The organism is Hominibacterium faecale, from assembly GCF_020734085.1.
Classification (GTDB): Bacteria; Bacillota; Clostridia; order Peptostreptococcales; family Anaerovoracaceae; genus Hominibacterium; species Hominibacterium faecale.
Map to the genome: position 1 here is coordinate 233,997 of NZ_JAJAGH010000005.1, position 18,031 is coordinate 252,027.

Genomic DNA, 18,031 nt, shown 5'->3' on the forward strand with positions numbered 1-18,031 from the left:
GGGCCAGGTGCGGGGGAAAAATGATTTTCATCCTGCGGAAAACATTTAAGTTAAGTTGTTGAATGGGCCTTAATACGATATAATGAAGAAAATGGCCCTTGCGAAAATCGCACTGGCAGCAACTGAGAGATTGTAGAGGAGGTTATTATGACTGACTACAAAGAATTGTTTGAACCAGCACAGATCGGGACATGCAAAATCAAGAACAAAACATCCATGGCGCCCATGGGGCCTGTTGGCTACGCCGATGCCTTCGGCGGATTCAACCAGCGGCTTCAGGACTATTATGTGGAACGGGCAAAGTACGGCGTTGGACTGATCTTTACGGGGATCTGCAGCGTGGACACCAATATCGAAGGGCTTCCTTCCATGGGTCTTCCCTGCCCGACCACCCAGCCGCTGGCATTCATTCACAGCACCTATCAGATGAACGAGCGGGTACACGCCTATGGTACGAAAATCTTTCTTCAGTTGACCGGCGGCCTGGGCAGGAGCGCGCTTCCCGGATTTGTATCCAAGCAAATCGCCCCTTCTGAGCAGGGAAACCGGTTTGATCCCAATGCGATCCATCGGGAAATGACCAAGGAAGAAATCATGAATTTGATCCAAAAATTCATCGCTTCCGCGGTTGTTGCAAAAAAAGCCGGATTTGACGGCGTGGAGATTCACGCGGTCCACGAAGGATACCTGCTGGATCAATTTGCCATTGAAATTTTCAACCACCGTGACGACGAATTCGGCGGCAGTCTGGAAAACAGATTGCGGGTTTCCACAGAAATCGTTAAGGGCATCAAGAAATTCTGCGGACCGGATTTCCCTGTCAGCCTGCGTTACAGTCTCAAAAGCTGTATGAAGGCTCTCCGCCAGGGCGGACTGCCTGGGGAAGAGTATGAAGAAGCGGGCAAGGACATTGAGGAAGGAATCGCAGCAGCCAAAATTCTGGTGGATGCCGGTTATGACGCGCTCAATGTGGATGCGGGAACCTACGACTCCTGGTATTGGAACCACCCGCCTATGTATTTTGAGGACGGCTGTTACCGTGAGTTCGGAGAGATACTGAAAAAAGAAGTGGACGTTCCCATTATACTGGCTGGTAAAATGGAGGATCCCAAGATGGCGGTAGAAGCCCTTGGAACCTGCTGCGATATTGTCAGCTACGGCAGACAGCTCTTGACCGATGCTGAATATATTGAAAAACTGCGGACCGGAAGGCTGGACGAAGTAAGACCGTGTCTGGGCTGTCACGAGGGCTGTTTGGGCCGGATCGGCAATGCTCCTGTAAGCTGCGCGGTAAACCCGGCCTGCGGCCGTGAAACCATCTACGGCATCGTGCCTGCGGCTAAGAAAAAACGTGTGCTGGTCATCGGCGGCGGCGTGGCCGGTCTGGAAGCAGCCAGAGTTGCGGCGGAATCGGGACATGAGGTCATCCTCTGCGAAAAATCCGACGCTTTGGGCGGTAACCTGATCCCCGGCGGCGTACCCCATTTCAAGCGAAACGATCACAAATTAATCCAATATTACAAACGTCAGCTGGAGCTGTTGGGCGTAGACGTTCATTATCAGACAGAAGTAACCCCAGAGTCCGTATCTCAATACAAGCCGGATGTTTTGGTGGCGGCAACAGGCTCTCATGCGAAAACCATCACCCTGCCCGGATCGGGAAAACCGGTGAACGCGGAAGATATCCTGCTGGAGAAGTCGCCGTGCGGCAGCAAGGTCCTGGTAGTAGGCGGCGGCCTGGTAGGATGCGAAACCGCTCTTTGGTTGGCTCAGCAGGGCAAGGAAGTGAACGTGGTCGAAGTGCTGCCGGAGATTTTAGGCGGACATGGAGCGCTGCCCCATATGAACGAATTCATGCTCCGCGATCTGCTGAAATATCATAAGATCGGAATCCACACCAATGCCAAAGTCCTGGATACAAACGCAGATACGGCGACCATCCAGGAAGGAGATCAGAGCTATGAGCTCCCAGCGGAAACAATCGTCCTTTCTGTGGGCTATGAATCCAATGACAAGCTTTACGATGAACTGAAGGATCTGGATATCCCTGTATATAATGTAGGGGATTCCAGCAAAGTACATAATATCATGTATTCCATCTGGAACGCTTACGAGGTTGCCCGCAATCTTTAATAGTTGGCTATGCATCTGAGGATCAGCAATGGAGTTACAAAGTTAATTTTGCCCCTGGCAGTACCTCTCCCGCAATAAGGGAAGTAGCGAACCCAGGGGTGTTTTTTTAGAAAGGAACCTACACAATGTCAAAAATCGCAATATTGGTTGATGGGGGATTCTATAGGCGTCGAGCGCAATTCCTCTATGATGAAAAAGCCCCAACGAAAAGACTTGATGAGTTGATTACATATTGTAGATGCCTTAAAAGGACGACGGAAAGTGGCTCTACGTCTTGGGTCACTTGCAGATGCACAAGCATGTTATACGTTACGCCCTGATGCTGTTAAAAAGATTTGCCACGGCACTTTGCAGTTAACTGATTTAGAGGAAAAACACTTTACCCTCGACGTTAAGCAAAAAGGCGTTGATATGAAAATCGGTATCGATATAGCTTCCCTTGCCTATAAAAAACAGGTGGATAAAATTGTTTTAATATCTGGTGATAGCGATTTTGTCCCTGCTGCTAAACTCGCACGAAGAGAAGGGATAGATTTCGTATTGGATCCAATGTGGGTTGATATAAAGCCAGAGTTATTTGAACACATAGACGGATTACGCACTTTTGCACCAAATCCACTAAAAACAAAGAAAAGGTGAGCAGGAACAATGAGAGAGGAAAAACATATGGTATTTAAAAGTTTGTATTAGCGCTGATTCCAAAGGAAAATGGTTTGCCCTATATTACTTTGCACGGTTTCCGGCACCCTTATGTCAAGGCTACGACAAAAATTTCAGCTTATTTAATAAAGTCCACCTTCACTAAATGATGGTGGACTTTATTTGGATTTTTATATAATTTACCTACCAAACAAGTCGGAATGTGTTCCAGTGCGTGAAGCTGTTAAAACCAGTTTGTCTTGCTTTATTGCATAAATGAGCAGCCAATCCGGTAAAATATGACACTCACGGAATCCTGTATAGTTTCCAGTTAGGGAATGATCACGGTACTTCTCTGCAAGTAACTTTTCTTCTAAAAGTGTTTGGATTACATCTTCCAGCAGATTCATATCATATCCTCTCTTTTTTACTCGCTTATAATCTTTCCGAAATTGTCCGGTTGTTTTTAATTGTAACATCATTCATCGCCCATTTCTGTGTCAAGCTCTGTAAACAGCTCACGGGCAGAGGAATAGGTTTTTGTGGAAACATTACCATTCATAATATCTCTTGCTTCCTGCATGGCGGCCTCTGTCTCGGCATTATACCGGGGCTGCTTCATTTCAAAAGGCAATCCGCCTTCCATGATAGATTTGCGTAAAAAGATAGTAATTGCATCAGTAACCGTTATACCAAAACTGGCAAAAAGTTTTTCCGCTCCGGCTTTTGTTTCTGGATCAATACGAATGTTGATATTAGCCGTCTTAGCCATTATGCTCACCTCCTTAAAGCCTTGCTTATATCTTATAGTATATCTTCTTGTATCAACAATATCAATACATTGTAAAACATTTTTATATAATAAATTTTTGTGATAAATTGTCGAATCTTGTCGTCACCACCTCCGTCACACGCATACATCTTCCCTTGCCTATATGCAGACAGACACCGTGGAAATCAAATTGCAGACGATTTATCCAGTTTTACGTCAAATTTACGTCAAGGCTCTAACAAATAGAAAAGACCGTTGATCTCTCAACGGTCCATTTTTGGTCGAGGCAGCAGGATTCGAACCTGTGGCCTTTGCGTCCCGAACGCAACGCTCTACCAAGCTGAGCTATGCCTCGCCCTGCCTTATCTATTATACACGTTTGAGAAAAAAATGAAAGAGTTTTTTTCAAACATCTTCAACTTTTTTTCTTATTCCTGTTCCTTCAGCTTTTCCGCTATTTGTTTATACACAGTTCGCGCATCATCCACATGGGGATTATAGTGTTCTTCCGTTCTCTGAGCATGCATGGAGATGCAGACGTATTCCCATCCGTCGATCTTTGCGATGGATGCCAGGCAGAGCTGGGCCTGCGTCGTATTTCCCAGCTTGCCGCCGAAAACACCGGCCCGGTCATTTCCAAAACGGCGGACAGCCGCGTTGCGAATGGTCCGCGTCTCATCGCACTTATTGGTCGGCTTGATCTCATAGGTATAGCTGGTAAAGATTTGGCGGAAGTGTTCATTTTTCAAAGCATACCTTGTCAGCCTCATCCAGTCGCGGGCCGTGGTATAGCAGGCCGGATTGTCCAGCCCGATGCAGTTGCCGAAGGTGGTGTTTTTCATTCCCAGCTCAGAGGCCTTTTCGTTCATCATCTTCACAAATGCAGCTTCGGAACCGGCCGTATGCCGCGCCAGGGTCAGGCAGCACTCCGCTCCCGAGTTGAACAGCATGCCGTAGAGCAAGTCCTCCACTGTAAGCCGCTCGCCGTCCTCAAACCCTGCCACCGCGATCCCGGAACCGTTCAAATAGGTATAGATGTCATGGGGTATTTTTAAGCGTTCATCAAAGTCCTCCGTATGCTCAATGACCACCAGGGCCGTCATCATTTTGGCCAAAGAAGCGGGGCGGGTCTTTTCATCGGCCGCTTTTTTAAAGAGGACCTTGTTGTGGGTCAGATCCATAACAATCATCTGATCGCTGAAAACATCCGCTTCGATGGATTTGAGAGGAGTCCTTTCCGCAGGTTGAGACTGAGTGGAATCAGAAGCGCCGCCCTTTCCCACAAGGGTCCGTATGATAAACCATCCGTTGATCACCAGCACCACGGCCATCAGGCAGCTGATCACAGCCAGCACCTTTTTTCTCCTTGCCCGCTTCCGTTTATCCAAATCCGTTCTCATGGCTCAATTCCTCCTGATTCAACCGATCAAATCCGGTCGATGGTTTCCATCTGACCGTTGCCCAATTTATCCCAGGGTTCCGCGATATCCTTTCCCCGCAAGTTATTGCTGACAGCCCGCAGCACACCGCTGTGGGCCACCAGAATTAAATCTCTGTTTTGATCCTCTTTCAGGATTTTGATCAACGTTTTCACCACCCGATATTGGAGATCAAAAAAGTTCTCGCTGCCATTGCCCATTTTATAGGTCATGAGATCCCGGCCCCGCCTTTGGTATTCCTCAGGGTACTCCTGCTTGATCTGGCTGATGAATTTCCCGTCCCAAGGACCCAGGTTCATTTCCCGAAGGCCCGGCTCCATAATCAGCTTCTTTTCTCCGATATGCTGTGCAATGATCTGCGCGCTTTCCGATGCCCGCAGCAAATCGCTGGCATAAATCCGATCCGTCTGCAGCGGGATGGATGCCAGCTTTTCCGCAGCAGCAGCTGCCTGCTGCCTGCCTTCCCCGCTCAAAGGAACATCGGTCTGACCTAAGAAGATCTTCTCTTTATGCTGGCGGATCTGCCCGTGCCGGATGAGGAAAAACCGCCTGCCCGCAGCCAGCGCTGTCAGGCTTTCCGACCGGCATCCCCGGGAAAGATATGCCTTGATCTCCTCATAGGCCTGGGGCGTGTCCATATCCATGACCACGCCCTCATCATCGACTTCAATCCGCTTCATCTTTTCCGGATCCCGGTCCGTGATGGCCTTCAGCCCATTTGTTCCATCGTGGCAGATAATTTCCTCCCGATAGGTAATGGGGACCAGCAGCGGGTGGCCCTTCTTGCCCCGATAGCAGGGAACGCAGAACCGATCCTCCTCAAACTGGCCTATAAGCCCTTCCAAAACAGCGCCGGTCATCAGAGGACAATCCACCGGCATGATGAAAAAACCATCCAGGTCAGAAGGCATTGCCGCCGCCCCCGCCTGGATGGAAGTGAACATCCCCTTCTCAAAATCCGGGTTAAAAGCCTCGCGGGCGCCCTGCCGGCGGATGATCGGCACCAAAGCCTCTTTCTTATACCCGGTCACCACCACGATATCTTTGATTCCGACAGACTTTGACACCTTTAGAACCCTTTCAATCACTAATTCATCGCCTAATGACAATAAAGGTTTAAACTTGCCCATTCTTGACGAAAAACCTGCTGCCAAAATCAAGGCGCCAAACCGTTTATCAGTCATTGTTCGCCCTTACCTGAATCATTTCCGCAGCAATACTGATGGCGATCTCCTCCGGAGTCTCCGCCTGGATCGAAAGGCCGATGGGCGCATGGACTCTGGCGATATCGTCCTCCGAATAACCTTCCTTACGAAGCATGTCAAAGAGCATGGAGTTCTTCTTTCTGCTGCCGATCATGCCAACGTAAGCGCTCTTCTGCTTCAGCGCATCCTTCAAAACATCGTAATCGCCCATATGTCCCCGGGTAACGATGATAATATAGCTGTCCTCGTCCGTCTCGATGTCTTCGAAGGCATGCTTGAAATCCTGGATTACCTTCACATCGGCCGCCTGGGGGAAACGCTCCCGGTTGGCGTATTCTTCCCGGTCATCGATGGCCACCGTTTTAAAGTTGATGTAGCGCAGCACCGGTTCCAGCGCCAGCCCAACGTGTCCGGCTCCGAAAATATAGGCGGTGGTTTCCAAATGAAACTCTTCCACAAACTCCTCCGGATGGGAAGCATCGATATATTCGATCAGCACGTCCGCATCGCCGCCGCAGCCCATATCCAGAGCATCCCTCTCCTCCGTGTTCAGCTTGAAATGGTGAAGCTTGCTCTTCTCCCTGGTCTTGAAGGTCTCTTTGCACAGCTTTTCCGTCTCCGCTTCCAGTCTGCCGCCGCCCACGGTTCCAGCAGTTGTTCCGTCCTGCTTCATCAGCAGCCAGGCACCCTTTTTCCTGGGCGTGGAGCCATGTGTGTCCACCACTTTGGCAATTACAAAATCCTCGCCCTTTTCCAATAAATCTCTTGCAAAATATATGATCTTGTCCGACATGTTGTCCTCCTTACGTTCGTTTCTCAATTATGTCCCCAGTTTATCACAGGGCTTTTCCTTTTTCAACGCTCAGTTCCCAGGAACGGGCATCGGCCTCCAATGCACTGCTCATTGCGGGGCGAAAACATACAGGCAATCGCGTCGCCGCTGCCCTCCATCTCCACATTCAGATGACGTCTTGTAAATTCAATGGCAGAAAGGATGCTCAAAAAAGAATCCCTTTTACAGCACCTGGGGCCGTCATAAGCTGCGATATTTTCCAGGGCCAGGGCTGTAAGTCTTTGTGATAAGGACCATGCTTTATCGCTTAAAGGGGTCGCTTCTGTTACAATACTGGCGTAAATGCCGCAGCTTACCGCAGCGCCGCAGCATCCCCAAAGGCCGCAAAAGCCTCCCGGTACCTGGCTCCCTCTTTTAATCATTTCTTCCAAACAGCTTTTCAGGTCGATTTTGCCGCCGGCATTGCGATAGGCGGCTAAGAGGGATGCTCCCACCAGAATGTGGTGCTCTGGCCCATGCATGTAGATATATGGGTCCTCCATGATCGCCTGAGCAATTTGAATGGGTTTTTTCGACTCTGTTTTCAGGCATGTGCTAAGAATGGTCTCCAGGCCCTTTTCCTGGTGACAGCTGTCGCAGACAAAATGTCCCTCTTCACACTGGGCGTTGCTCCAAAAAACATTGCCGCAGATGGCGCAGGTCATCTCTTTCTGGTCTTTCAGATAGCGGAGCGGTTTCCCGCAGATCAAGCAGTTTTCCGTATTCATGTCCTTTTCCTCCTTATCGCGTTATAATCCGCCGAAGAGCCATGCCACCAGGTCAAAACGGATAATGATCAGCACCACCAGGCCGGTCAGCGGCAGCACCCGCAGTTTCTGATCCTTTGATCTGGGCATCATCACATACAGAGCCGCCGCCATGACCAGCGCCGCCATATCTTTGAAATCGTAGGTGTAAAAAACCGGATAACCTTCTGTAATCAGATAGCCGATGGGGATTGCCGCGCAAAGCGCCGGAGGCCACCCCTTTTTGCCCGCATACCAGACCGTATACCCGGCCAGCGCCGAACAGCCGGCAAAGACTGCCCAACGAATCACCTGCTCTGCCGGCAGCACGCCGAACAAGATTGCCGTATAGATGTAGTAGCTGATGAGCAGCCCTGCAAAAAACAACAAAGTATGTATGGCCGCCGCATTGGCTGTTCTGCTGTAATAGGCGATGACGCACCCGGCGAACACCCAGAAGGGCAGTTCGGACAACAGCTGTCCGGCCGTCTCCATCAAATCATGGACAGGCGTTCCGTCTCCGGGAACCGTATCCAGATACTTGGAAAGGACCCCTGCCAGACAGCCGGCCGCAAAGACAAAAATGCAGAATAGGATTCGTTTCGTCTTACCGCTCATTAACTTTCCACGCTCCCTTCCTGACGCCCCGGTCGCCGACCCGGCTGATCCGCTTGAGCACGCTGCCGCAGCCGCAGGGCTGGGTCAAAAAGCTGCTCCAATCGCCGGTTCGATAACGGATGAAGGGCATTCCCTTCCTGGTGAGGGTGGTAAAAACCACTTCGCCTTCTTCCCCATCTGGCACCACTTGTCCGGTCACAGGGTCAATGATCTCCAGATACAAATCCGATTCTCGAATGTGGCAGCCGCAAAGCTGCGGGCAGCTGACTGCGCATCCCAGACCCATTTCCGTCATCCCATAATGTTCAAAGATGCGGCATCCCCAGGCCTTTTCAATGATTCTCCGGCTCTCCGGGGATACATATTCCGCAGACAGGAGTACTGTTCCCATGGGGATCCTGCGGCCCCCGGCTTTTTCTGCCAGCGCGGCAAGCTGAGTCGGCAGGGCCACCGCGCAGGTCACCTGCTCCTGCTCCATCATCGCCAATATGAGATTATCGTCCGAGCCATCCGGAAGTCCGTAGGGGATCACCCGCACATGAAACCGCTCCAGCCCTTTTTTCAGCAGATCGCCGATTGATCCCGGCCTGCGGCAGGGCATCAGGATCATCACCGTATCGGAGGAATCCACCATCAGCTGCATGCCATTATGAAAAAAATCGGTGGTCAGCTCCTGATCTTCCTCAGTAAAATAAATCCGCTTTGGCCGCCCCGTTGTTCCGCTGGTGTCCATGGTAACGATTCTGCTGATCTGGCTTTGCGCCACGCAAACCATATCCATGCCCCGCTCATACACATCCGCAGGCGAAGTGAAAGGAAGGCGCCGGAAGTCCTCCCAGGTTTCTACGGTAACCCCGCGATACAGTTCACCATAAAAAGGGCTGTTCTTCGCAGCCCAATTGATGGTTTCTTTTATTTTTTCCAGCTGATAGTTCTCTATGGCATCCCTCGTGAGAGTATTTACCCCCAATTTGCGGGCTGTCCAAATATCCAAATACCGCTCCACTAGTCCCACTCCAACAGTTCTTCCACCTTCTGGAACGTGGCTTCCAGCATCATCGGGCATTTTTCCACTTTATTCAGAGGATTGTCCTCCATTAGATCGTGACAGTCCGTAAAGCCGAAGGCATCCTCAAACCATTCCGTCAGCTCTGCTGTCAGGCCCTGGCTGGCTTCTTTGGGATCAGCCAGATACAGCAGGCAGATTGCCGCGGACAAAATACCGCAGACTCTGCCGGACCACATGCCGTCGCACAGACCGGCCATGGCCGCCACCAGATCCTGGTTTTCCTTCTCCATCCTGCGCAGACCCATTTCCATAATCATCTGACTGCAGCAATACCCCTTTAATTTCAGATCCAAAATCTCCTGATTCATCCTCTTTCCTCCCCAACTTTCTTATTTTGCCGGTTTTTCCGCTACCAGCATGAAGTATCCGATCCCCTTCTTCCCTTTTGCGCAGGTGACGCAATTATCCAGCGATCCCTCCTGCAGGATCGTTTCCGCCACGTATGTATCCAAATCATCCGAGCGGTCCTCAAAAGCGACTACTTGATATCCCACTTCCTCCAGATATGCGATCATGGGCTCTTTGATAAAGGCCCCTTCAAAGCGGAAGTCCACAAAACGCATCTGTCCTTCGCCGCAGTCCTCCTCTTTATGGGGAATCTTTGCCTGGCGCTCGGCTTCGATCTTGATGGCCTGTACCTGCTTGGGATCGGGATTCTTCATATATAGATCGCTGATAAACAGCTTTCCTCCCTTTTTAAGAACGCAGTAGGCTTCATGGAGCGCTTCATCCGGCAGGTTGATCAGGGACAATGTGCATTCCATCATCACGCAGTCAAAAGAATAGGATGGGAATTCGTCCAAGAACTCTCCGTCGCCCATGCGCAGATCCAGTTTGCCGTTTCGCTCTTTTCCTTCGCTGATCTTTGCCAGATTAAGATCGATCCCCGTCACCTGGTACCCGTATTTGTCCTGCAGGTACTCGGCCGCTGTTCCGTCTCCGCAGCCCACATCCAGCACCTTGGCTCCTTTGTCAAGCTGGCAAAGCTCCATAGCCTTGTCCGTAATCTCAAATTTACCTGGTCTTACTAAACTCATTTTCTTCTCCTTAAAACTAAGATTTTCGATAAATACTGTTATATCCGCAGAAAGGCACCAGCCGGTTGTCCGCGGAAAGCACCTGCACCCGGCACCGCTTCAATCGCTCTGCATCCAGGTTGGTGCTGTCCTGGAAGGCCATGCCGGTCACCGTAAAGGTGTTCTGCTTATAATAGGTAAGGAACTGATCCAAATCCATGATCTCTTCCTCCTGCTCCGCCTGACAGCAGGGTTCCTCTCCGGCCGCGGCCGTATCGGCCGGCTCGCAGCAGGAGCAGCAGTCTACCTCGCTTGTTTCCTGCTCCTGGGGCAAGTCCCATTTGTTGAGCACAAAGTCCCGGTCCTTTTTTATGATTTCCAGAGGATCCGGCTCGCAGCAGCAGGAGTCCTGCTGTGTATCGCAGCAGCTGATGCCCGCCTCTTTTTCCTTTTTGCTGACCATACATGTTATACCGTCTTTTTCCTTTAAATAAGTACTGTAAAAGCAGCACAGGGTATGGCCGGTGGCGATGGGACAGAAATCCTCATAATGAAAGCCCGGACACTGGTTTTCAATTTCATGGAGCACATCGAACATGGTCACCCGGTTTTCATGGTCCGGGTCGGGATGCCTGCCGAAAAAGCTCACCGGTTGGAAATGGATCCCTTTGACAACGGCTATGTTCTCCAGCAGAAACTCCATCATTGCCCCGATGTTGTCCAAGTTGACGTTTCTGGCGACCGTCGGTACCAGCGTCACCGGCAGACCGGCTTTCCTGCAGTTTTCGATGGCTTGTTTCTTTTCTTTAAATAAAGGCTCTCCCCGCATCTGCATGTAAATCTCATCGGTGGTTCCATCAAACTGCATGAAAATCACCGATGCTCCCGCCTCTTTGAGCGCCGCGGCATACCCGGCCTCGCGGGCGATTCGCCTGCCGTTGCTGTTAATCTGTATGTATTCAAATCCTTTGGACCTGGCCATGCGGATGATCTGGGGCAGATCGTCGCGGACAGTGGGCTCCCCTCCTGACAGCTGAATGTTGAAAGGCCGTTCTTCCCCCAGCTCCACCAGCAGATCGAATTTTGCTTCCAGTTCTTTTAAGCTGGGATCGCCCGGTTCCTCCGAATCCATTTCCGCCCTTGCAAAGCAGAAGGGACAATGCTGATTGCACCGCTTGGTAATATCGATCAGCACGCAGCAGGCGGTCTGCAAATGGTTTTCGCAGGTGCCGCAGTGAAGGGGGCATTCATCCTGCCCGCTGCCCTTGGTCATCGCCGTTTTGGGCGGAATATTGACAACCGGATTTTTGATCCAATCCAGATAATCATCTGTGCGGTTTGAAACCAGTGCGCGAAATTCGCCATGTTCTTCACATGTTTTTTCAAAGAATACTTTGCCCTCCCGCTCTGTATAAAAAGCTTTGATCGGCTTTTCACAGACTGGGCATATGCTTTGAACTTCCGATAATCGTTTCATGTTTCTTCTCCTGTTCCTACTCTCCCCCAAACCGGTTGGGGGACAAAGTATCTGTTTTTCATTCTATTATAAATTCCCAAAATGGGCAAGGGGCGACCGAAAATGTTTTGCAGGACCGGGCCGTAAGGCCGCCGGGGAGGTTCGCCGCCGGATCGAAAAGAGGCCGTTTTTACGGCAAATTGTAACAAATTTTTTACAAATTTAAGACAATTCAAATAATAGCTACTTAGTACTGGGCTTGACCGCAAGATTGTACTGAAATCAGGGTTTCCGCGGTTGACAGGCCCCTGAACGAACTGATAAAATGAAAACCGTAGTAACAATTCAATACACAATCCGATTTCCGAGCTCCTACGGCTTTTGAAAAAATGCTATGGAGGCGGAAACGTTGGGTTTATGTGGAAACATATGAGCCTCCCGCGTTTGGAAAGGTTCGTGTACCATTTCGAAACGCACGAAAAGGCCTTTGTTATTGGATGTGAAACGTTAAAGTATGTTCAATTGAAAAATTAATTGGAGGCAAATTATTATGAAATTGAGAAAAATGACGTTAAACATCAATGGTGCCGATCGAATGTTCATCTGTGATCCTGAAAAGGATACTCTGGCTGATGTTGTCAGACGTTTAGGGCTCACAGGTACAAAAGTTGGCTGCGGATCCGGCGTATGCGGTTCTTGTACCGTAATGCTGGACGGCAAACTAGTTCGTTCCTGTACGAAAAAGATCGCTAAGGTCGAAGAGTACAGCGAAGTAGTAACGATTGAAGGAATTGGAGCTCCCAGATATCTCCATCCGATTCAGGTAGCATTTATGCATGCCGGAGCCGTACAATGCGGATTCTGTACTCCAGGATTCATTGTATCGGCCTACGCGCTGCTTCAGGCTAACCCTGATCCGACTAGAGAAGAGGTAAGAGACTGGTTCCAGAAAAACAGAAACATCTGCCGCTGCACAGGCTATAAGCAGATCGTAGATGCTGTCATGAACGCTGCAAAGGTTATGAGAGGCGAATGCGCTCTGGAAGACATTATGGTAAAACTTCCGGAGAACAAAGAATATTACGGCCAGCCGCTGGTTCGTCCCGCTGCTCTGGCAAAGGTATGCGGACTTGCTGATTACGGCGACGACATTGAACTGAAGATGCCGGAGAACACGCTGCATGCCGTACTGGTACAGCCGAAAGTCGCCTTCCACGCAAAACTGAAAGCTATACATAAAGAAGAAGCAGAAAAAATGCCCGGCGTTTACAAGGTTGTTACAGCGGCCGATATCAAAGGCCCCAACAGACTTGGATTCATGCCGTTCACACCGAGAACTCTGGCTACCGGCCAGTCCCACCCAATCCTTGTTGAAGACAAGATCTTTAACTACGGTGATGTTGTAGCTCTGGTTGTAGCCGATACAAAGGCTCACGCCCAGGAAGCGGCAAAGAAAGTTACCATCGATTGGGAACAGCTGCCTGAATACAAGACTTATCTGGAAGCAGCTATGCCGGATGCCATGAGAATACATGACGATCATCCCAACGTATGGTCCGAACAGCCCAACGTTAAGGGCGCAGGACACGATACGCCGGAACTGATCGACGAGGCGCCTTATGTAGTAGAAGGTTCCTTCTATTCATCCAGAGAGCCCCATATGCCGATCGAAGGCGATACAGTACAGGCTTACTGGGGCGATGACGGCCTGCTGACCGTTCATTGCAAAGCGATGCAGATTTACTCCAACATCGGTGATATCGCAGAGGCGACCGGCCTTCCTGCAGAGAAGATCAGAGTCATCGAAAACCCGACAGGCGCTACCTTCGGCTGGGGTATCGCGGCAGCTACATATGCGATGGCAGCGATTGCCTGCATGGCATGCGACGATATGCCGGTAGCATTATCCATTACTTATCCTGAGTTCATGGCTCTGTCCGGAAAGCGCGCTCCGTCCTACACCAACGGAAGATTGGCCTGCGACAAGGACGGCAAGATCGTCGGAGCAGAATGGGATTGCGGTATGGACCACGGTTCCTACAACGAACTGGGCGACGACTTGATCACAAGACCGGCCAAGTTCATGTTCTTCCCATACAACATTCCCAACTGTCTGGGACTGACAAGAGTTGCCTGCACCAACCACAACTACGGAACTGCGTACAGAGGCTACGGATCACCACAGGCATACACAGCATCCGAGGCGCTGGTTGATATGATGGCTAAGAAGATTGGCATGGATCCGTTCGAATTCAGATATAAGAACATCGCAAGACCTGGAGATACCAACATCAACCAGTATCCTTTCCGTGAATACCCGATGGAAAAGATGATGGATATCTTAAAACCGATTTATGAGGAAGTAAAAGAAAGAGTTGCCAAAGAATCTACTCCTGAAAAGAAGAGAGGCGTAGGTATCGCATGGGGCGGATACAACGTAACAGAAGGTATCTTCGACCAGTGTACCGTTGCTCTGGAATTACTGCCCAACGGCAAATTTGCCAAATACGACACCTGGCAGGATCAGGGACAGGGCGGCGATGTAGGCGCTCTGGTTACCACTTTGGAAGCTCTCAAGCCTCTGGGTGTAACCCCTGACGACATCGTGCTGATTCAGAATGACTCCAAATTCTGTCCTGACTCCGGTGCTACCGCATCATCAAGACAGCATTACATGAACAGTAAAGCCGTTGTCATGGCTGCTGATGAACTGATGAACGCTATGAGAAAGCCGGACGGCACTTACAGAACCTATGATGAAATGGTTGCGGAAGGCATTCCGACCAAATATGAAACGCAGTACCAGAATCCGGAAGATATGACGCTGAAATATCTGGATCCGAATACAGGCGTAGGAAATCCGACTCCTGCCTTTACCTATGCTCTGCATATGGCAGAAGTTGAAGTTGACACCAAGACAGGCAAGGCTACTTGTATCGGTTACTGGTGTGTAGACGACGTTGGCGTTATCGGAAACATTGCTGCGGTTAACGGTCAGGCTTACGGCGGATTGTCCCACTGCATAGGCTTCGCTCTGACGGAAAATTATGAAGATGTCAAGAAGCACAGCAACATCGCCGGCGCAGGGATCCCGACTATCAAGGATATCCCGGACAACTTCAACCTGATCCATCACTGTACGCCGAGAAATACCAACCCGTTTGGTTCCTCCGGCGCATCCGAAGCATTCCAGTCCGCTGGACACATGGCTGTTATAAACGCCATCGACAATGCTTGCGGCGTAAGAATTTACGAAATCCCGGCTTACCCGGAAAAGATCAAGGAAGGTCTCGACAAGATCGCCAAGGGCGAAGAGGTTCTGCCTCCTAAGAAATACTTCCTGGGCTCGGATTTCTACGAAGAAATGGAATACATCAAGAACAATCCGATGGTTGACCTGTTCGAAGACATGTTCCCAGAGGATAAGAAGGAAGATTACGAGTCCATCACCAATATTCCAGACTAAACCACTTGATAAAAACAGCAAAACAATGATACAATCTTATCGGCTTAGGGGTAACCTTAAGCCGATACTTGTATGGAGAGATGATACTTATGAAGAGATATCTTAAAAACTTTGAAGACTGTATGGAAAAAGAAATTCCTTATTGCGTGGGCGACTGCCCCTTTGATATGGATATTCTAAATTTTATAGAAAAAACACGGCGGGGCGCTTTTAAAGCTGCCTTTAAGGTCTATCGCAACGCCACCGGCTTTCCCCGGATCGCCAATGCTCTTTGCGATGAACCCTGTAAAAAAGCCTGCCCGCGGAAAGACTGCGGGGGCGCCATTGAGCTGTCGCTTCTGGAAAAGGCAGCCATAGAATTTGCAAAAGACACCTCGGCTACCGACTATAACATCCCGATGAAAAAAGAGCGGGTCGCCATCGTCGGCGCCGGACTTGCGGGAATGGCAGCGCTGCTTCGCCTTTCTACGAAGAAGTATACGCTGGAGGTCTTTGAAAAGAGCGGCCGCATTGGCGGTCATCTGCACAATACCATGGATCCGAAAATTTTCATGAAGGATTTCAACGAGCAACTGGCTCATCAGGACTATGACATACATTTCAACACAGAGATCCAGGATCTTAGTGATCTGAAGGACGGAAACTTCGACGCTGTTTTTATCGCCACTGGAAAAAACGGCCCAGATTTTGGACTATTGAATGCCCGCAGTGCTTCCGGCGACCCCTTCTGTATGGAGCAGGGCGGAACCGGATATTTTGCAGGCGGCGAATTGATCGGCGATTCTCCCCTCCACGCTCTGTCCGGCGGCCTGGCTATGGGAACGGTCATTGACAATTACCTAAAAACCGGCAGCCTGTACTACCCCAGAGAAAGTAAGCGGACCCGCATGTGCCAGGGGCTGGTTCAAATTGAAGGCACATCGGAGGCTGTGGCTGCAGCCGATGGTCATTATACAAAGGAAGAGGCCATGGAGGAAGCAGCCCGCTGCGTGGAATGTCAGTGCCGGGCCTGCAAAGACCACTGCGATCTGTTGGAATTTTCCAGTAAGGGGCCGGTTCGTGTCAAGGATGAAATCATTGCCACCACTCTGGAGGGTAAGAGCGAACTGAAGGCCACTCCCGCCAGGAGGCTTATGTCCATGTGCAATCAATGTGGAATCTGTAAAGAAATCTGTCCGGAGGATATTGATCTGGACGGCCTTTTCCTGGCCGGGCGGCAGAAAATGCACAATCAGGGAAAAATGCCCTGGCCTTACCACGATTTCTGGCTTCGGGATATGGCGCAGGCTGACAGCGAAGAATCCAGTCTGGTCCGTCCACCCAAAGGCAGCAGCAAATGCGGGTATGCCCTATTCCCCGGTTGTCAGCTGGGCGCGTCGGAGCCGGAGCTGATCGTTAAAATTTACGATTCTCTGCTCAACCAGCATCCGGATACGGCCATGTTCCTCCGCTGCTGCGGAGTTCCCCAGCTTTGGGCCGGCGACCGGGCCAAATTCGACCTGGGCCTTGAGGAAATCAGAGACCAGTGGCGAAGTCTGGGAGAGCCGACCATGATTATGGGCTGTATGACCTGCCTGAAGCATTTTAAAGAATATCTTCCGGAAATACCGGTCATTTCTCTGTTTGAGATTTTGCAGGAATGGGAGATCAGCGGCGGCTGCTGCGAACAAACCTTTTGCGTCTTTGATCCCTGCTCCGCCCGCGGCGAAGCAGATGTCCGCCAGTCTGTACGGGATCTGGCCCAAGACATCGGCGTAACGCTGGAGCCTTTGCCGGACAACAATCAATACTACACTTGCTGCGGCTATGGCGGCCACGGAGCCATCGCCAATCCGGAGTATGCGGATTTTGTAGCCAAAAAGCGAATTGCTGAAAGCAAGACGCCTTACATCACCTATTGTATCAACTGCCGGGATATTTTCCTCAAGCAGGGCAAACCGGCCCATCATATTCTGGAGCTGCTCTTTGGCGAAGGCGACGGTCAGCAGCATCTGCCGACGGTTACCGAGCGTCAGGAAAACAGAAGGGTCCTCAAAAAGACACTTTTGGAATTTTTCTGGGAGGAAGAAATGGAAATCAAACAAACCGAGTACCCGATTACGGTGGAGATGTCCGAGGAAGTGAAGGCCAAGCTGGATCAGGAACGGATCCTGGAAGAGCAGGTCCTCCACACCATCGATTTCTGCCAGCGTCATAACCGGACCATTTTCAACGAAGAAACCGGTACCTTGTCCGGCTACTGCGTGATCGGCTATATGACCTATTGGGTGGAGTACAAAGTGCTCAATGAGGCGGACGGCCGGTTCGAGCTGGTCAACGCGTACGCGCACAGAACAAAGATAGAATTGGAGGCGGTCTGGAATGGCATCAAACAAGACACTGATCTGCAATAAATGCAAATGCGGCCTTGCGGAAATCGATACCCAGTTTACTTATCTGGATAAAAAGTTCCGTCACAAGGTGCTGCGGTGCCCTCAGTGCGGCCAGGTCTTTATTCCTGAAGATTTGGCCAAGGGCAAAATGGCACAGCTGGAAAAGTCTTTGGAAGAAAAATAAAGCGGTTCCCTCACAAACGTTATACGTGCTTCACGCTCATCTTCACAAGGTGAAGTCTTTCGAAGTATTGGAAATGCCAAGTAT

Annotated in this window: 16 protein-coding genes, 1 tRNA gene and 1 riboswitch; of the genes, 5 read left to right on the forward strand and 12 right to left on the reverse strand. The window is 50.3% G+C overall.

The window, feature by feature from the left end; genetic code table 11:
- The first annotated feature begins 147 nt into the window (after positions 1-147).
- Together LG211_RS06250 and LG211_RS20030 are read left to right on the forward strand one after the other, a co-directional pair.
- Entirely contained in the window at positions 148-2,133 is a 1,986-nt protein-coding gene (locus LG211_RS06250) for an oxidoreductase (RefSeq protein ID WP_269477176.1), read from the forward strand.
- 261 nt (positions 2,134-2,394) lie between these two features.
- Positions 2,395-2,772 (forward strand): NYN domain-containing protein, encoded by a 378-nt coding sequence (locus LG211_RS20030; protein ID WP_253020515.1) that lies wholly within the window; start codon positions 2,395-2,397, stop codon positions 2,770-2,772.
- Positions 2,773-2,972: 200 nt separating this feature from the next.
- On the opposite strand, the gene LG211_RS06260 is transcribed toward LG211_RS20030, so the two are convergent.
- From LG211_RS06260 to LG211_RS06315, 12 genes are all read right to left on the reverse strand, one after another.
- Positions 2,973-3,254, reverse strand: coding sequence for a type II toxin-antitoxin system YafQ family toxin (locus tag LG211_RS06260; RefSeq protein WP_465250781.1), 282 nt, complete (start codon positions 3,252-3,254; stop codon positions 2,973-2,975).
- Positions 3,251-3,544 (reverse strand): type II toxin-antitoxin system RelB/DinJ family antitoxin, encoded by a 294-nt coding sequence (locus LG211_RS06265; RefSeq protein ID WP_269477177.1) that lies wholly within the window; start codon positions 3,542-3,544, stop codon positions 3,251-3,253. The genes LG211_RS06260 and LG211_RS06265 overlap by 4 nt, the downstream gene beginning before the upstream one ends.
- A 278-nt stretch (positions 3,545-3,822) precedes the next feature.
- Positions 3,823-3,899: transfer RNA gene (locus LG211_RS06270), tRNA-Pro, on the reverse strand.
- A 73-nt stretch (positions 3,900-3,972) separates the two neighbouring features.
- A complete protein-coding gene (locus LG211_RS06275; RefSeq protein WP_253020516.1) occupies positions 3,973-4,944 on the reverse strand; it encodes a D-alanyl-D-alanine carboxypeptidase family protein in 972 nt (323 codons plus the stop codon).
- Between the two features lie 26 nt (positions 4,945-4,970).
- On the reverse strand, positions 4,971-6,167 hold the full coding sequence (locus LG211_RS06280; RefSeq protein ID WP_148398482.1) for a histidine phosphatase family protein: 1,197 nt from the start codon (positions 6,165-6,167) through the stop codon (positions 4,971-4,973).
- The gene (locus tag LG211_RS06285) at positions 6,160-6,981 is read right to left on the reverse strand and encodes an XdhC family protein (RefSeq protein ID WP_148398481.1); all 822 of its coding nucleotides are present in this window, start codon (positions 6,979-6,981) and stop codon (positions 6,160-6,162) included. The genes LG211_RS06280 and LG211_RS06285 overlap by 8 nt, the downstream gene beginning before the upstream one ends.
- A gap of 62 nt (positions 6,982-7,043) precedes the next feature.
- Entirely contained in the window at positions 7,044-7,748 is a 705-nt protein-coding gene (locus tag LG211_RS06290) for a DUF5714 domain-containing protein (protein WP_148398479.1), read from the reverse strand.
- 21 nt (positions 7,749-7,769) lie between these two features.
- On the reverse strand, positions 7,770-8,384 hold the full coding sequence (locus LG211_RS06295; RefSeq protein ID WP_148398477.1) for a hypothetical protein: 615 nt from the start codon (positions 8,382-8,384) through the stop codon (positions 7,770-7,772).
- Positions 8,374-9,378 carry a DVU_1553 family AMP-dependent CoA ligase gene (locus LG211_RS06300; protein WP_253020517.1) on the reverse strand — a complete coding sequence of 335 codons (1,005 nt, stop codon included), beginning with the start codon at positions 9,376-9,378 and terminating at the stop codon, positions 8,374-8,376. The genes LG211_RS06295 and LG211_RS06300 overlap by 11 nt, the downstream gene beginning before the upstream one ends.
- Before the next feature lie 11 nt (positions 9,379-9,389).
- Positions 9,390-9,761, reverse strand: a complete 372-nt coding sequence (locus LG211_RS06305; protein WP_148398473.1) for a C-GCAxxG-C-C family protein — start codon at positions 9,759-9,761, stop codon at positions 9,390-9,392.
- A gap of 21 nt (positions 9,762-9,782) precedes the next feature.
- Complete coding sequence (gene trsM / locus LG211_RS06310; protein WP_148398471.1) at positions 9,783-10,490, reverse strand: DVU_1556 family methyltransferase; 708 nt, start codon at positions 10,488-10,490, stop codon at positions 9,783-9,785.
- A gap of 16 nt (positions 10,491-10,506) precedes the next feature.
- Positions 10,507-11,946, reverse strand: a complete 1,440-nt coding sequence (locus tag LG211_RS06315) for a radical SAM protein (protein ID WP_269477178.1) — start codon at positions 11,944-11,946, stop codon at positions 10,507-10,509.
- A gap of 322 nt (positions 11,947-12,268) precedes the next feature.
- A riboswitch (molybdenum cofactor riboswitch) is annotated at positions 12,269-12,396 on the forward strand.
- A gap of 79 nt (positions 12,397-12,475) precedes the next feature.
- On the opposite strand from LG211_RS06315, the gene LG211_RS06320 reads away from it, so the two are divergent.
- The 3 genes from LG211_RS06320 (at position 12,476) to LG211_RS06330 (ending at position 17,947) form a co-directional block, all read left to right on the forward strand.
- The gene (locus LG211_RS06320; protein WP_253020518.1) at positions 12,476-15,391 is read left to right on the forward strand and encodes a molybdopterin-dependent oxidoreductase; all 2,916 of its coding nucleotides are present in this window, start codon (positions 12,476-12,478) and stop codon (positions 15,389-15,391) included.
- 89 nt (positions 15,392-15,480) lie between these two features.
- Positions 15,481-17,784, forward strand: a complete 2,304-nt coding sequence (locus LG211_RS06325; RefSeq protein ID WP_253020519.1) for a pyridine nucleotide-disulfide oxidoreductase/dicluster-binding protein — start codon at positions 15,481-15,483, stop codon at positions 17,782-17,784.
- Positions 17,753-17,947: a DVU_1557 family redox protein gene (locus tag LG211_RS06330; RefSeq protein ID WP_148398463.1), complete on the forward strand. Its 195-nt coding sequence runs from the start codon at positions 17,753-17,755 to the stop codon at positions 17,945-17,947. Before LG211_RS06325 ends, LG211_RS06330 begins: the two co-directional genes overlap by 32 nt.
- Positions 17,948-18,031 lie beyond the last annotated feature (84 nt).

Bases quoted from the DNA above. Each gene is read 5' to 3' on its own strand.
- LG211_RS06250 (WP_269477176.1), top strand. From the start codon at position 148: ATGACTGACTACAAAGAATTGTTTGAACCAGCACAGATCGGGACATGC.
- LG211_RS06260 (WP_465250781.1), bottom strand. From the start codon at position 3,254: ATGATGTTACAATTAAAAACAACCGGACAATTTCGGAAAGATTATAAG.
- LG211_RS06265 (WP_269477177.1), bottom strand. From the start codon at position 3,544: ATGGCTAAGACGGCTAATATCAACATTCGTATTGATCCAGAAACAAAA.
- LG211_RS06275 (WP_253020516.1), bottom strand. From the start codon at position 4,944: ATGAGAACGGATTTGGATAAACGGAAGCGGGCAAGGAGAAAAAAGGTG.
- LG211_RS06280 (WP_148398482.1), bottom strand. From the start codon at position 6,167: ATGACTGATAAACGGTTTGGCGCCTTGATTTTGGCAGCAGGTTTTTCG.
- LG211_RS06285 (WP_148398481.1), bottom strand. From the start codon at position 6,981: ATGTCGGACAAGATCATATATTTTGCAAGAGATTTATTGGAAAAGGGC.
- LG211_RS06290 (WP_148398479.1), bottom strand. From the start codon at position 7,748: ATGAATACGGAAAACTGCTTGATCTGCGGGAAACCGCTCCGCTATCTG.
- LG211_RS06295 (WP_148398477.1), bottom strand. From the start codon at position 8,384: ATGAGCGGTAAGACGAAACGAATCCTATTCTGCATTTTTGTCTTTGCG.
- LG211_RS06305 (WP_148398473.1), bottom strand. From the start codon at position 9,761: ATGAATCAGGAGATTTTGGATCTGAAATTAAAGGGGTATTGCTGCAGT.
- trsM (WP_148398471.1), bottom strand. From the start codon at position 10,490: ATGAGTTTAGTAAGACCAGGTAAATTTGAGATTACGGACAAGGCTATG.
- LG211_RS06315 (WP_269477178.1), bottom strand. From the start codon at position 11,946: ATGAAACGATTATCGGAAGTTCAAAGCATATGCCCAGTCTGTGAAAAG.
- LG211_RS06320 (WP_253020518.1), top strand. From the start codon at position 12,476: ATGAAATTGAGAAAAATGACGTTAAACATCAATGGTGCCGATCGAATG.
- LG211_RS06325 (WP_253020519.1), top strand. From the start codon at position 15,481: ATGAAGAGATATCTTAAAAACTTTGAAGACTGTATGGAAAAAGAAATT.
- LG211_RS06330 (WP_148398463.1), top strand. From the start codon at position 17,753: ATGGCATCAAACAAGACACTGATCTGCAATAAATGCAAATGCGGCCTT.